Source organism: Burkholderia sp. LMU1-1-1.1 (assembly GCF_040675865.1).
GTDB lineage: Bacteria > Pseudomonadota > Gammaproteobacteria > Burkholderiales > Burkholderiaceae_D > Rugamonas.
Genome location: NZ_JBEGHG010000023.1, coordinates 556004 through 570502, shown reverse-complemented (window position 1 = coordinate 570502; position 14499 = coordinate 556004). Strand labels below are relative to the sequence as shown.

The following is a 14499-nucleotide window of genomic DNA, read 5'->3' as shown; positions in this document are numbered from 1 at the left end:
GTGCCGGCCGCTGTCGCGGCACCGGCCGCCGCAGCCGCCGCGCCCGCCGCCGGCACGGCCGTGGCCGCCCCGGCCAAGCGCGACGCGCCCGAGAAACGCGAAGAGCGTCCGCATGCGGCCCCGGCCAAAGAAGAGTCGATCCGCGTCGATGCTGTTAAACTGGATGCCTTGCTGGAAGTGGCGGGCGAATCGGTGCAGGCCGCCAACCAGGCCGCCGTGCTGCTCGAGCGCCTGCTGCAATTCAAATTCGAGGGCCAGGCCCAGACCCTGATGGCCACCTTGGCGGAAACGCTGGAGCGGGCGTCGCGGTATTCGACCGAACTGCAGCGCGCCACCCTGGCGACGCGCATGCAACCGGTCGGGCGCCTGTTCCAGAAATTCCCGCGCCTGGTGCGCGAGCTGGCCAAGGACCTGGGCAAGGACGTCGAGCTGACCATCGAGGGCGCCGAGACCGAGGTCGACCGCGTGGTCGTCGACAGCCTGTACGATCCGCTGGTGCACATGCTGCGCAACTCGCTGGACCATGGCGTCGAGTCGCCGGAAGACCGCCTGGCGGCGGGCAAGCCGGCCAAGTCGTTCATCTCGCTCAAGGCATGGCAGGAAGCCAACAGCGTGATGATCGTGCTGCAGGACGACGGCAAGGGCATGGACCCGGTGGTGTTGCGCACCAAGGCCCAGCAGAAGGGGTTGATCAGCGAGTCGGCCAATTTGACCAACGACGAGTGCTTCCAGCTGGTGTTCCTGCCGGGCTTCTCGACCAAGGAAGTGGCGTCGAGCGTGTCCGGCCGCGGCGTCGGCATGGACGTGGTGAAGACCGCCGTGGAGAAGAACCGCGGCGCCATCCACATCGAATCGGCGCTGGGCAAGGGCACCAAGTTCGCCATCCGTCTGCCGATCGAGCTGTCGATCGTGCCGACCATGCTGGTGTCGACCTCGGGCGCCGCGCTGGCGCTGCCGATGGCCGTGGTGCAGCGCGTGGTCGAGTTGCCGGACGTGTTCATGGAAGTGGGCGGCGCCCCGGTCCTCAAGGACCAGGGCCGTCCGCTGCCGGTGCGCTCGCTGGCCGATTCGCTCGGCTACGAGAGCTGCCGCGAGAAGGTCGGTATTGTTGTCGCCGCGCCACAGCCGTATATTCTGGCGGTGGAAGCGGTCGACGGCACCGCCGACCTGGTCATCAAGCCGATGACCGCGATTACCGTCGAGGGCATCACCGGCACCGCGCGCTCGGCCGAGGGCGAACTGGTGCTAGTGGTGGGCCTATCGTTCCTGATGGACGGATGCAGGGGAAGTGTACGCATGGCGGCCTAGTCGAAAGATTAAGCCAACAACACAAAAGCCTGCGTCCACGCAGGCTTTTTTTTCGTTTGCTTTTTTATTTTCAATACCGAATTTTTAAAGGAGTCATAAAAAGTGTATCGGTAGGCGGAACCGCATCGGCTCACGAGGCCCGACAGCGGCGGTCGCTATCGCATTGCACAATATGGCATAATCGAAGTGGATCACTCACACAGGCAGCAGCAGTAAGCACACATCATGATGAAGACGCTTTACGACAAACTCTGGGAATCGCACGTGGTCAAGGCCGAGGAAGACGGCACCACCATCCTCTACATCGACCGCCACCTGGTGCACGAAGTGACCAGCCCGCAGGCCTTCGACGGCCTGCGCGCCGCCAACCGCCAGCCGTGGCGCCTGTCGGCCAACCTGGCCGTGGCCGACCACAACGTGCCGACCACCTCGCGCGCCGACGGCATCGCCGACCCGGTCTCGCGCCTGCAGGTCGAGACCCTGGACAAGAACGCCAAGTCCTACGGCCTGACCTATTTCAACATGAACGACAAGCGCCAGGGCATCGTCCACGTGATCGGGCCGGAGCAGGGCGCCACCTTGCCGGGCATGACGGTCGTCTGCGGCGACTCGCACACGTCGACCCACGGCGCCTTCGGCGCGCTGGCGCACGGCATCGGCACCTCCGAGGTCGAGCACGTGCTGGCCACGCAAACCCTGCTGCAAAAGAAATCCAAATCGATGCTGGTGCAGGTCGACGGCCCGCTGCCGGCCGGCGTCACCGCCAAGGACATCGTGCTGGCCATCATCGGCAAGATCGGCACCGCCGGCGGCACCGGCTACTGTATCGAGTTCGGCGGTTCGACCATCCGCGCGCTGTCGATGGAAGGCCGCATGACCGTCTGTAACATGGCGATCGAGGCCGGCGCGCGCGCCGGCATCATCGGCGTCGACGACACCACGATCAACTACGTCAAGGGCCGTCCGTTCTCGCCCGTCGGCCCGCACTGGGACCGCGCGGTCGCCTACTGGCGCACCCTGCACTCGGACGCCGGCGCCCGCTTCGACCTGGTCGTCACGCTCGACGCCGCCGACGTCAAGCCGCAGGTGACCTGGGGCACGTCGCCGGAGATGGTGACGTCGATCGACGGCCGCGTGCCGGACCCGGACCTGGAAAAGGACAGCGTCAAGCGCGACGCGATGGAAAAGGCGCTGGTCTACATGAACCTCAAGCCGAACACGGCGATCGAGGACATCCGCATCGACAAGGTCTTCATCGGCTCGTGCACCAACTCGCGCATCGAGGACTTGCGCGCGGCGGCCGCCGTGGTGCGCGGCAAGCAGCGCGCCTCCAACGTCAAACTGGCGATGGTGGTGCCGGGTTCCGGGCTGGTCAAGGACCAGGCCGAGCGCGAAGGCCTGGACCGCATCTTCAAGGACGCCGGTTTCGAATGGCGCGAGCCGGGCTGCTCGATGTGCCTGGCGATGAACGCCGACCGCCTGGAACCGGGCGAGCGCTGCGCCTCGACCTCCAACCGTAATTTCGAAGGACGCCAAGGACAGGGCGGACGCACCCATCTGGTGTCGCCCGCGATGGCCGCCGCCGCCGGTATCGCCGGCCACTTCGTCGACGTGCGCACGCTGCGCTGAATTTTTTTGATTGATACCACGAGTACACCAACATGAAAAAACTATTCGCCCTGTCCATCATCGCGCTGATCCTGACCGGCTGCAATACAGTCAACGGCTTCGGCAAGGACGTGAAAAAAGTCGGTGAGTCGCTGGAAGGCGCTTCGACCAAAAAATAACCGCAGTACGGCGGGCCGCGACGGTCCGCCGTCGCACAACCCGAACGAGATCATGGATAAATTTACGATATACGAAGGCCTGGTGGCCCCGCTCGACCGCGCCAACGTCGACACCGACGCCATCATTCCGAAGCAATTCCTGAAGTCCATCCATCGCACCGGCTTCGGCCCCAACCTGTTCGACGAGTGGCGCTATCTCGACCACGGCGAACCCGGCATGGACAACAGCAAACGCCCGCTCAACCCGGACTTCGTGCTCAACGAGCCGCGCTACCAGGGCGCCTCGATCCTGCTGACCCGTAAAAACTTCGGCTGCGGCTCCTCGCGCGAGCACGCGCCGTGGGCGCTCGACCAGTACGGCTTCCGCGCCATCATCGCGCCGTCGTTCGCCGACATCTTCTTCAACAACTGCTACAAGAGCGGCTTGCTGCCCATCGTGATTCCTGAAGCGCAGATCGATCATCTGTTCAACGAAGTCAAGGCCTTCCCCGGTTACCGTCTGGTGGTCGACCTTGAGCAGCAGCGCATTTCCACCAGCAATGGCAGCGTCTCCTATCCCTTCGAGATCGACGCCTTCCGCAAATACTGCCTGATGAACGGACTCGACGATATCGGCCTGACCCTGCGCCACGCCGACACCATCCGCGAATTCGAAGAGCGCCATCTGGCAAACCAACCCTGGTTGGCTAACGTCATCTAATCTCGAAAACTCACATGAAAATCGCAATCCTCCCGGGCGACGGTATCGGCCCGGAAATCGTCGCCCAAGCCGTCAAGGTCCTCAATGTGCTGGGCGAATCGTTCGAGCTGGAGACCGCCCCCGTCGGCGGCGCCGGCTACGCGGCCCACGGCCACCCGCTGCCGGAAGGCACGCTGGCGCTGGCCAAGTCGGCCGACGCGGTGCTGTTCGGCGCCGTCGGCGATTACCAGTACGACACGCTGGAACGCGCGCTGCGTCCCGAACAGGCCATCCTCGGCCTGCGCAAGAACCTGGGTCTGTTCGGCAACCTGCGTCCGGCCATCCTGTACCCGGAACTGGCCGGCGCCTCGACCTTGAAGCCTGAAGTCGTCTCCGGCCTGGACATCCTGATCGTGCGCGAACTGACCGGCGACATCTACTTCGGCCAGCCGCGCGGCGTGCGCGAGTGCCCGGACGGCCCGTTCAAGGGCCAGCGCGAAGGCTACGACACGATGCGCTACGCCGAAGGCGAGATCCGCCGCATCGCCCACGTGGCGTTCCAGGCCGCGCAAAAGCGCGGCAAGCGCCTGACCAGCGTCGACAAGGCCAACGTGCTGGAAACGTTCCAGTTCTGGAAGGACATCGTCACCGACGTCCACAAGGAATATCCGGACGTCGCGCTCGACCACATGTACGTCGACAACGCCGCCATGCAACTGGTGCGCGCGCCGAAGAAGTTCGACGTCATCGTCACCGGCAACATGTTCGGCGACATCCTGAGCGATTGCGCGGCGATGCTGACCGGTTCGATCGGCATGCTGCCGTCGGCCTCGCTGGACGCCAACAACAAGGGACTGTACGAGCCGTCGCACGGTTCGGCGCCTGACATCGCCGGCAAGGGCATCGCCAATCCGCTGGCGACGATCCTGTCGGCCGCGATGATGCTGCGCTACACCTTCAACAAGAACGAGCAGGCCGACCGCATCGAGACCGCCGTCAAGTCCGTGCTGGCGCAGGGCCTGCGCACCGCCGACATCTTCGAACCGGGCACCATCAAGGTGGGCACCGAGGAGATGGGCAACGCGGTCGTCAAGGCCCTGGCTTAAACTATTCAAAGGATAAAAAATGAAACTCGTAGGCTTGGTAGGTTGGCGCGGCATGGTCGGTTCGGTCCTGATGCAGCGCATGCAGGAAGAGGGCGATTTCGCCCACATCGAACCGGTGTTCTTCACGACGTCGAACCCGGGCGGCGACGCCCCGAAGATGGCGAAGAATGAAACCAAACTGAAAAGCGCGACCGACATCGACGAACTGAAAAAGTGCGAGATCATCATCTCGTGCCAGGGCGGCGACTACACCACCGAGGTGTTCCCGAAACTGCGCGCGGCCGGCTGGAACGGCTACTGGATCGACGCCGCGTCGACCCTGCGCATGGAGAAGGACGCCGTCATCGTGCTGGACCCGGTCAACCTGCACGTCATCAAGGACGCGCTGGGCAAGGGCGTGAAGAACTACATCGGCGGCAACTGCACCGTGTCGTGCATGCTGATGGGCCTGGGCGGACTGTTCCAGCACAACCTGGTCGAGTGGATGACGTCGATGACCTACCAGGCGGCATCGGGCGGCGGCGCGCAGCACATGCGCGAGCTGCTGACCCAGTTCGGCACGATCAACGCGTCGGTCAAGGCCCTGTTGGACGATCCGGCTTCGGCGATCCTGGAAATCGACCGCCAGGTGCTGGCGACGCAACATGGACTCTCCCCCGAGGAGACCAGGCAGTTCGGCGCGCCGCTGGCCGGCAACCTGATCCCTTGGATCGACAAGGACCTGGGCAACGGCCAGTCGAAGGAAGAGTGGAAGGGCGGCGCCGAGACCAACAAGATCCTCGGCCTGGGCGCGGACTTCGGCTCGAAGGCGATCCCGGTGGACGGCCTGTGCGTGCGCATCGGCGCCATGCGCAGCCATTCGCAGGCGTTGACCATCAAGCTGAAGAAGGACGTGCCGATCGACGAGATCCACGACATCATCGCCGCCAACAACCAGTGGGTCAAAGTGGTGCCGAACACGCGTGAAGCGTCGGTCAAGGACCTGTCGCCGGCGGCCGCCACCGGCAGCCTGACGATCCCGGTCGGCCGCCTGCGCAAGATGAGCATGGGCGACGATTATCTGTCGGCCTTCACCGTCGGCGACCAGTTGCTGTGGGGCGCGGCCGAACCGCTGCGCCGCATGCTGCGCATCGTGCTGGATAAATAAGCGCCACGCCATCGTGGTAGCAGAAGGGGTTTTCTCTATGTGCTCTCATAGGGAAAACCCCTTTTTTGGTTTAAATTAGGCACAGAGCTGACAACTCCTCATGTATCACTTGAGAAACGGCGTGCAAAGCTTGCATGCTCATGTGCATGGTGATATGTTGATATATCCGGGAAAGTAACATTTTCCCTCTGATAACCTACTGCCGCCCACTATGCCCTTCACCAATCGCACCAGCATCGTTTCGTTCGCGTTGAAAACACTCACCAGCGCGGTCGCCGGTGCGGTGTTGTTGTCCGCCGCCGCGAACGCCGCCGGACTCGGCAAGCTGACCGTCCTGTCCTCGCTGGGCCAGCCGTTGCGGGCGGAGATCGAACTGACCGCCGTCACCCCCGAGGAGGCCAGCGGCCTGGTTGCCCAGTTGGCCTCCGCCGACGCCTTCCGTACCGCCAACATCGATTTCAATCCGGCGCTGACGTCGCTGCGCTTCGAAGTGGAACAACGCAACGGCCGTCAACTGATCCGCGTCTCGTCCACCCAGCCGGTCAACGAACCCTTCGTCGACATGCTGCTGGAACTGAAGTGGAACGGCGGCCGCATGGTGCGCGAATACACCTTCCTGCTCGACCCGCCCGACATGCGCTCGGCCAATTCGCCGCAAGTGGCCGCGCCGGTCGATCTGAGCCGCCAGGCCAACGCTCCGGCCGCAAGCGCGAGCGCAAATCCGGCACCCGCGAGCCCGGCGCCGGCCAGGCCGCAGCCGGCCAAAAAGCCGACCGAGCAGTACACCGTCAAAAAAGGCGATACGCTCAGCCGCATCGCCAGCCAGGTCAAGCCGGGCGACATCTCGCTGGACATGATGCTGGTGGCGCTGTACCGCGCCAACCCGGAGGCGTTTTCCGGCAATAACATGAACCGCCTGAAGTCGGGCCAGATCCTGAAGGTGCCGGATTCGGACGCCGTCCGCTCCATCGTGCCCGAAGGCGAGGCGCGCGGCGTGGTGGTCGCGCACGCGGTCGATTTCAACGCCTACCGCGCCAAGCTGGCCGGCCAGGTCGCCAACAGCACGCCGGCCAAGGAAGCGGAGACGACGCAAAACGTCAAGGGCAAGATCACCGCCAAGGTCGAGGAAAAACCGAACGCCGTCAACGAGGCCAAGGACAAGCTGACCTTGTCCAAATCGACCGCCGCCGCGCCGGTCGCGGGCAAGACGGGCGTGGCGGCCGAAGAGAACATCGCCAAGCAAAAGCAGGTGGACGAAGCGGCCGCCCGCGTCAAGGAACTGGAAAAGAACGTCAATGACCTTGAAAAGCTGATGGCGGTAAAGAACAAGACGATCGCCGAAAAGCCGCCCGTGGCTGCAGCCCCGGCCACTCCGCCGGCCGCCGCGCCGGCGCCGGCCCCGGTCGCCGAGCAAACCCCGCCCAAGCCGAAGCGCACCTTGGCCGTGCCGCCGAGGAAGCCGGTCGAACCGAGCTGGTACGAAGTGATGATGGAGAACATCCAGCTGGTCGGCCTGGGCGTCGCCGCGTTGCTGGCACTGGTCTACGGCATCATCCTCGCGCGCCGCCGCAAGAGCAAGAAATTCGTCGTGGTGCCGGGCGAGATCGTCATGCCGCCCGATCCGACCACCCCGATACAGCCGTTCATCACCGAGGCTGGCGCCCAGAACGTCGACACCAACAACAGCGTATTCAACTCCAACTTCGCGCCATCGGCCAGCCAGCTCGACACCAACGAGGTCGATCCGGTGGCCGAGGCCGACGTCTACATCGCCTACGGCCGCGACGCGCAGGCCGAGGACATCCTCAAGGAAGCGCTGCGCACGCATCCCGAGCGCCATCCCGTGCGCCTCAAACTGCTGGAAATCTACGCCACCCGCAAGGATGCGCGCGCCTTCGAAAGCCAGGCCTCCGAGTTGTATTCGATGACGCGCGGCCAGGGCGATGAATGGGCGCAAGCGTCCGCCATGGGCCAGTCCATCGACCCGACCAATCCGCTGTATTCGGCCGCGCCCGACGGCGCCGGCGGCGCGGCCATGTCGGCCGCCGCCGTGCCGGTCGCGGCCGGCGCAGTGGCCGCCGCTGCCGCCGCCTCGGACTATTCGGCCACCGACTTCGGCAACGACTTTGGCACCGGTGACGATTTCGGCGCCGAGCGGCCGGCCGCGCCTGGCGCCGGCGGCCTCGATCTGGACCTGGGCCTGGATGCGGCGCCCGCCGCGCGCGACAACACGATGGACTTCGGCAGCGATCTGGGCGACATGGAAACGGCGCTGCCGCAACCGGCCGACGCGTCGGTGTCGCCGGCATCGGTGGCCGCGCAATCGGACAACCTGATGGACTTCGACCTGGGCGACATGAACTTCGAGCCGGTCGCCAGCGCCAAGGCGCCGATCGAGATGCCGGCGCCGGCGCGCGAGGAGCCGGCCGACGATCCGTTCGATCTGGCCTTCGATGCGCCTGCCGCATCGGCCCCGGCGGCCGCGCCGGCCGACGACCCGAGCATGGACTTCAGCCTGGATCTGCCGGAAGACACGGCCAAGGCGGCCGAGCCGGCGGAGCGCGTACCGGCGGCCAGCACCGATCCGCTGGACATGGACATCATGGGCTTCGACATTCCGGAAGTGCCGGCCTTGACCGAGCCGCCCAAGGCCGAGCCGAAGGCCATGGACTTCGACGAACCGCTCGAGTTGCCGGAAGACGCCGAATCGATCACGGCCGCCCCGGCGCCCGCGCCCGAGTTCGACCTGTCGGACATCAACCTCGACCTGGACAATGAATTCACCGGCGCGGCGGCGGGCGCGAAGGCGGAGCCAGCGGAGCCGGCGGCGACCCCGGCGCGCGACGATGCCATGTCGGCGCACCACATGGAGATGGACACCAAGCTCGATCTGGCCATCGCCTACCAGGAGATCGGCGACAAGGAAGGCGCGCGCGAGCTGCTGGACGAAGTGCTGCGCGGCGGCAGCGACGACCAGATCGCCAAGGCCAACGCCATGAAAGCGCAGCTGGGGTAGGCCACGGACCGTCGAGTAACGCGGAAACACGTAGGGCGGATTAGCGCAGCGTAATCGGCCATGCGTGCGTCTCGACGGCTCATGCATTGGCCGATTACGGCGTTCCGCCTAATCCGCCCTACGTGATCATGGCCCCGCCGAATCCCGCGACCGTCCCTACGATATAATGCCAGCCTCAAACATCACCTCGGGCAGCAATTGAAACGGATAGCAATCGGCGTCCAGTACGACGGCACCGCCTGGCACGGCTACCAGAAACAGGAAGACGGCCACACGGTCCAGGACAAGCTGGAACAGGCGCTGGAAAAATTCGCCACGGTGCGCCTGGCCACCACCTGCGCCGGCCGCACCGACACCGGCGTGCACGCGCTCGAACAAGTGGTCCACTTCGACACCGACCTGACCCGCGACGCCCATTCCTGGGTGCGCGGCGTCAACGCCTTCCTGCCGCCGTCGATCGCCGTGCGCTGGGCCAAGGAGCTGCCGGGCGACCCCACCGTCGACGACTTCTTCCACGCCCGCTTCAGCGCCCGCGCCCGCACCTACCACTACGTGCTGTACAACAACCCGACCCGCTCGCCGTTGCTGGAGGGACGCGCCGGCTTCTGCTTCCGCCCGCTCGACGTCGAATTGATGCGGCAAGCCGTCCAGCCGCTGCTCGGCTGGCACGACTTCACCGCCTTCCGCGCCGCGCAATGCCAAGCCAAGTCGCCGGTCAAGCTGATGCACGACATCCAGATCAAGCGCGTCGGCGAGCTGGTGGTGTTCACCATCACCGCCAACGCCTTCCTGCACCACATGGTGCGCAATCTGGTCGGTTCGCTGGTCTACATCGGCACCGGGCGCGAAAAGCCGGAGTGGCTGGGCCAACTACTGGAAACCAAAGACCGCCACGCCGCCGCGCCCACTTTCATGCCGGACGGCCTGTACCTGGCGAAGATCGACTACGACCCCAAATGGGAATTGCCGCTGGAGACGACCAGCGCCTTACCTTGGTTCTAAAGAGGAAACATCGCATGCCACGCACCCGTATCAAGATCTGCGGCCTGACCCGCGTGGAAGACGTCCAGGCCGTCGTGGCCGCGGGCGCCGATGCGATCGGTTTCGTGTTCTATCCGAAAAGCCCGCGCTACGTCACCCCGGAGCAAGCGGCCGCGCTGATCGCCGCCGTGCCGCCGTTCATCACCTGCACCGGCTTGTTCGTCAACGCCACGCCGGAGGAGGTGGCCGCCACCGTCAAGGTGGCGCCGATCGCGCTGATCCAGCTGCACGGCGACGAGACGATAGAAGAGTCGGCCGCCATCGCCGCCGCCTGCGGACGACAGTTCATGCGCGTGTTTCGCGTCAAACCCGACACCTCGCCGTCCGATTTGCTAGAATACGAACAACTATGCCGCGCCGCCAGTCCCCTGTTCACCAGTTTGTTGCTGGATACATATGTGGATGCCTACGGTGGCGCAGGAAAGGGTTTTGATTGGTCTCTCATTCCAAAAGATCTCGCGCCTCGGGTCGTTTTAAGTGGTGGCTTGAGCGTACACAACGCGACTGACGCGGTGGCCGGTGTACGCCCCTACGCCGTCGACATCAGCAGTGGTGTCGAAGCGTCCAAGGGGATCAAGGACGCCCGCAAGATCGCCGCCTTCGTCGCGGCGGTGCGGGCCGGAGATGACATGATTGAAAGCGAAACCCACCATGAAAGCACTACCTGAGATCGGCGCCGCCGCGCCCCTGTTCCACGCCAAGGATTACGACCTGCCCAACGCCAGCGGCCACTTCGGCCCGTACGGCGGCTCGTTCGTCGCCGAAACGCTGACCTACGCGCTGGCCGAGCTGAACGAGGCTTACGAGCGCTACAGCAAGGACCCCGAATTCCTCGAGGAATTCCGCTATGAGCTGAAGCATTTCGTCGGCCGTCCATCGCCGATCTACCACGCCAAGCGTTGGTCCGAGCAGGCCGGCGGCGCGCAGATCTACTTCAAGCGCGAAGACCTGAACCACACCGGCGCCCACAAGATCAACAACGTCATCGGCCAGGCCCTGCTGGCCAAGCGCATGGGCAAGCCGCGCGTCATCGCCGAGACCGGCGCCGGCCAGCACGGCGTCGCCACTGCCACCATCTGCGCCCGGTTCGGCCTCGAATGCGTGGTCTACATGGGCAGCGAGGACGTCAAGCGCCAGGCGCAGAACGTCTACCGCATGAAGCTGCTGGGCGCGACCGTCGTGCCTGTCGAGTCCGGCTCCAAGACGCTCAAGGACGCGCTCAACGAGGCGATGCGCGACTGGGTCACCAACATCGAGAACACCTTCTACATCATCGGCACCGTGGCCGGCCCGCATCCTTACCCGATGCTGGTGCGCGACTTCCAGTCGGTGATCGGCGAGGAGTGCCTGGTGCAGATGCCGGAGATGACCGGCCGCCAGCCGGACTACGTGCTGGCCTGCATTGGCGGCGGCTCGAACGCGATGGGGATTTTCTACCCGTACATCGACCAGAAACAGGTGCGCCTGATCGGCGTCGAGGCGGCCGGCGAGGGGCTGGACGGCGTCAAGCACGCGGCCTCGCTGACCAAGGGCTATCCGGGCGTGTTGCATGGCAACCGCACCTACCTGCTGCAGGACGAGAACGGCCAGATCATCGAGACGCATTCGGTCTCGGCCGGCCTGGATTATCCAGGCGTGGGCCCGGAGCACGCCTACCTGAAGGACATCGGCCGCGCCGAGTACGTCTCGATCACCGACGAGGAGGCGCTCAAGGCCTTCCACGATTGTTGTCACATCGAGGGCATCATCCCGGCGCTGGAATCGTCGCACGCGCTGGCGTACGCGGTGAAGCTGGCGGCGACCTTGCCGAAGGACCGGATCATCCTGGCCAACCTGTCCGGCCGTGGCGACAAGGACATGCATACCGTGGCGGAGCGGATGGGTTTGAACTTCAACTAATCCATATAACAACTCTACCAAGGAAAAGCCATGTCCAGAATCGCAGCAACCTTCGCCGCCCTGAAGGCGAACAATAAAACCGCGCTCGTCACCTTCATCACCGCCGGCGATCCCGGTCCCGAGCTGACCGTTCCACTGATGCACGCGCTGGTCGCGGGCGGCGCCGACATCCTCGAGCTCGGCGTGCCGTTCTCCGATCCGATGGCCGAAGGCCCGGTCATCCAGCGCGCCTGCGAGCGGGCGCTGGCGTTCGGCGTCGGCATCCGCGACGTGTTCGGCTACGTGGCGGAGTTCCGCAAGACCAACCAGACCACACCGGTGGTGCTGATGGGCTACGCGAACCCGATCGAGCGCATCGGCGCCGACGCCTTCATCGCCAAATCGAAGGAAGCGGGCGCCGACGGCGCCATCGTGGTCGACTATCCGCCCGAGGAGTGCGAGGAGTTCGCCGCCGCCATGCGCGCGGCCGAGCTCGATCTGATCTTCCTGCTGGCGCCGACCTCGACCGAGGAGCGCATCCGGCAGGTGGCCAAGGTCGGTGGTGGCTTCAGCTATTACGTCTCGCTCAAGGGCGTGACGGGCGCGGGCAACATCGACACGGTGCAGGTGGCCGAGCGTCTGAAGGAAATCCGCAAGCACGTGCAGTTGCCGATCGGCGTGGGCTTCGGCATCCGCGACGGCGCCACCGCGCGCGCGGTGGCCGAGGTGGCCGACGCGGTCGTCATCGGCAGTCGCATCGTCCAGGAGATCGAAAAGCACGGCAAGGAAGGTTCGGTCGCGGCCGTGCAAGCCTTCGTCAGCGGCATCCGCAGCGCCCTCGACGCCTGACCGGTCCTAGGCGACCGTAGCTCCCTCCGGCCGCTTGGCCGCCATCAAATTCCGACCGCTCACCTTGATACATAGTTAAGTACTGACTATGTTGAAGGGGAGCGGTCGTGCGCTTTGAATGGGATCAACGCAAGGCAAAAGACAATCTTCGTAAGCACGGGATTAGTTTTGAGGAAGCGCGCACCGTTTTTGATGACCCGCGTGTCGTCGTCATGGCCGATCTGGCGCATTCTGGTAGTGAGGATAGATTTTGGGCTATCGGACGGGCTGCTTCGTCAAGTATTTTGCTAGTTTGTTATTGTTATCGCGGCTCAGACCGGATCCGTATCTTCTCAGCTCGGAAAGCGACGAGGTCCGAGTCTAAACTTTATAGATGAGGCGAGACATGTGCGACGAAGATTTTGACATGAAAAATTGTGTTGTGGTCGATGCGCCTTGGGTAAAGGGGATAGGCAGGGACGTGCAGCTGAAGTTGTCCTATCGGGTCATCGAGTACTTCGGTGAAATTGGCGAGCGACTGGACCTGCCGCCGGAACGTATCATGGAGATTTACCTTCGTCACATTGCCGATACTGAGTTCAGTATCCCTATCCATACGCCCGCCGCCGACGACGAAACCGGGGCTACGGCAGTAGGGGATTCCCTCTAAATCCCGCCGAATTCCATGACGAAAGCTAAAAATTATTGTATTGCAATGTTCGACAGGCGTACAAGAAACGGCTACACTTCGGCCACAAGTTAGCTGCAAGGAGAATTTATGAGTTGGTTGGAAAAACTGCTGCCCCCAAGAATCCAGCGTTCCGACGTTGCCGCCCGCAAGACGATGCCGGAGGGCCTGTGGGTCAAATGCCCGTCGTGCGAAGCCGTCCTGTACCGCACCGATCTGGAATCGAACCTGCATGTTTGCCCCAAGTGCGACCACCACATGCGCATCCGCGCCCGCGAACGCCTCGACAGCCTGTTCGACGCCGGCGGACGTTATGAAATTGGCATGGATACCTTGCCGGTCGATACGCTGAAGTTCAAAGACAGCAAGAAATACCCCGACCGCCTCAAGCAGGCGATGGAAGCCACCGGCGAGACCGACGCCATGATCGTCATGGGCGGCGCCATCATGAGCATGCCCGTCGTCGTGGCCTGCTTCGAATTCGAATTCATGGGCGGCTCGATGGGCTCCGTGGTCGGCGAGCGCTTCGTGCGCGGCGCGCAAGTGGCCCTGGAACAGAAAGTGCCGTTCATCTGCATCACCGCCACCGGCGGCGCCCGCATGCAAGAGGGCCTGCTGTCGCTGATGCAAATGGCGAAAACCACCGCCATGTTGACCAAGTTGTCCGAGAAGAAGCTGCCGTTCATCAGCGTGCTGACCGATCCGACCATGGGCGGCGTGTCCGCCTCGTTCGCCTTCATGGGCGACGTCGTGATCGCCGAACCGAAGGCGCTGATCGGCTTCGCCGGCCCGCGCGTGATCGAAAACACCGTGCGCGAGAAGCTGCCCGAAGGTTTCCAGCGCTCCGAGTTCCTGGTCACTAAGGGCGCCGTCGACATGATCGTCGACCGCCGCAAGATGCGCGAAGAAATCGCCCGCCTGATGGCATTGTTGCAAAACCAGCCGGCCGAAGTTATCGCATAGTTAATATTGCAGCTTCAATGCCCGGCACGACGGCGCGCAATCGGATATCATCCGGCCT

14 protein-coding genes are annotated in these 14499 nt (G+C 64.2%); all 14 read left to right on the top strand.

Going from position 1 to position 14499, the window contains the following annotated elements; all coding sequences use genetic code 11:
• The coding region (locus tag MRBLMU1_RS20855; protein WP_363505102.1) for a chemotaxis protein CheA at positions 1 to 1308 on the top strand (1308 nt) is incomplete at its 5' end.
• Positions 1309 to 1533: 225 nt separating this feature from the next.
• Positions 1534 to 2937 (top strand): 3-isopropylmalate dehydratase large subunit, encoded by a 1404-nt coding sequence (gene leuC / locus MRBLMU1_RS20850; protein WP_363505099.1) that lies wholly within the window; start codon positions 1534 to 1536, stop codon positions 2935 to 2937.
• A gap of 32 nt (positions 2938 to 2969) precedes the next feature.
• Entirely contained in the window at positions 2970 to 3095 is a 126-nt protein-coding gene (locus tag MRBLMU1_RS20845) for an entericidin A/B family lipoprotein (protein ID WP_008450980.1), read from the top strand.
• Positions 3096 to 3147: 52 nt separating this feature from the next.
• Positions 3148 to 3795 (top strand): 3-isopropylmalate dehydratase small subunit, encoded by a 648-nt coding sequence (gene leuD, locus MRBLMU1_RS20840; protein WP_363505095.1) that lies wholly within the window; start codon positions 3148 to 3150, stop codon positions 3793 to 3795.
• Positions 3796 to 3809: 14 nt separating this feature from the next.
• Positions 3810 to 4880 carry a 3-isopropylmalate dehydrogenase gene (gene leuB, locus MRBLMU1_RS20835; RefSeq protein WP_363505092.1) on the top strand — a complete coding sequence of 357 codons (1071 nt, stop codon included), beginning with the start codon at positions 3810 to 3812 and terminating at the stop codon, positions 4878 to 4880.
• Between the two features lie 19 nt (positions 4881 to 4899).
• Complete coding sequence (asd, locus tag MRBLMU1_RS20830; protein WP_363505089.1) at positions 4900 to 6027, top strand: aspartate-semialdehyde dehydrogenase; 1128 nt, start codon at positions 4900 to 4902, stop codon at positions 6025 to 6027.
• 211 nt (positions 6028 to 6238) lie between these two features.
• Entirely contained in the window at positions 6239 to 9043 is a 2805-nt protein-coding gene (locus MRBLMU1_RS20825; RefSeq protein ID WP_363505086.1) for a FimV/HubP family polar landmark protein, read from the top strand.
• Between the two features lie 198 nt (positions 9044 to 9241).
• The gene (gene truA / locus MRBLMU1_RS20820; RefSeq protein WP_315219280.1) at positions 9242 to 10045 is read left to right on the top strand and encodes a tRNA pseudouridine(38-40) synthase TruA; all 804 of its coding nucleotides are present in this window, start codon (positions 9242 to 9244) and stop codon (positions 10043 to 10045) included.
• A 14-nt stretch (positions 10046 to 10059) separates the two neighbouring features.
• Positions 10060 to 10752 carry a phosphoribosylanthranilate isomerase gene (locus MRBLMU1_RS20815; RefSeq protein WP_363505082.1) on the top strand — a complete coding sequence of 231 codons (693 nt, stop codon included), beginning with the start codon at positions 10060 to 10062 and terminating at the stop codon, positions 10750 to 10752.
• Positions 10736 to 11983 carry a tryptophan synthase subunit beta gene (trpB, locus tag MRBLMU1_RS20810; protein ID WP_363505079.1) on the top strand — a complete coding sequence of 416 codons (1248 nt, stop codon included), beginning with the start codon at positions 10736 to 10738 and terminating at the stop codon, positions 11981 to 11983. The genes MRBLMU1_RS20815 and trpB overlap by 17 nt, the downstream gene beginning before the upstream one ends.
• 30 nt (positions 11984 to 12013) lie before the next feature.
• The gene (gene trpA / locus MRBLMU1_RS20805; RefSeq protein ID WP_363505076.1) at positions 12014 to 12811 is read left to right on the top strand and encodes a tryptophan synthase subunit alpha; all 798 of its coding nucleotides are present in this window, start codon (positions 12014 to 12016) and stop codon (positions 12809 to 12811) included.
• Between the two features lie 107 nt (positions 12812 to 12918).
• Complete coding sequence (locus MRBLMU1_RS20800; protein ID WP_363505073.1) at positions 12919 to 13188, top strand: BrnT family toxin; 270 nt, start codon at positions 12919 to 12921, stop codon at positions 13186 to 13188.
• 8 nt (positions 13189 to 13196) lie between these two features.
• Positions 13197 to 13460, top strand: coding sequence for a hypothetical protein (locus tag MRBLMU1_RS20795; protein ID WP_363505070.1), 264 nt, complete (start codon positions 13197 to 13199; stop codon positions 13458 to 13460).
• Between the two features lie 108 nt (positions 13461 to 13568).
• Positions 13569 to 14441 carry an acetyl-CoA carboxylase, carboxyltransferase subunit beta gene (gene accD, locus MRBLMU1_RS20790; protein WP_090314808.1) on the top strand — a complete coding sequence of 291 codons (873 nt, stop codon included), beginning with the start codon at positions 13569 to 13571 and terminating at the stop codon, positions 14439 to 14441.
• Positions 14442 to 14499 lie beyond the last annotated feature (58 nt).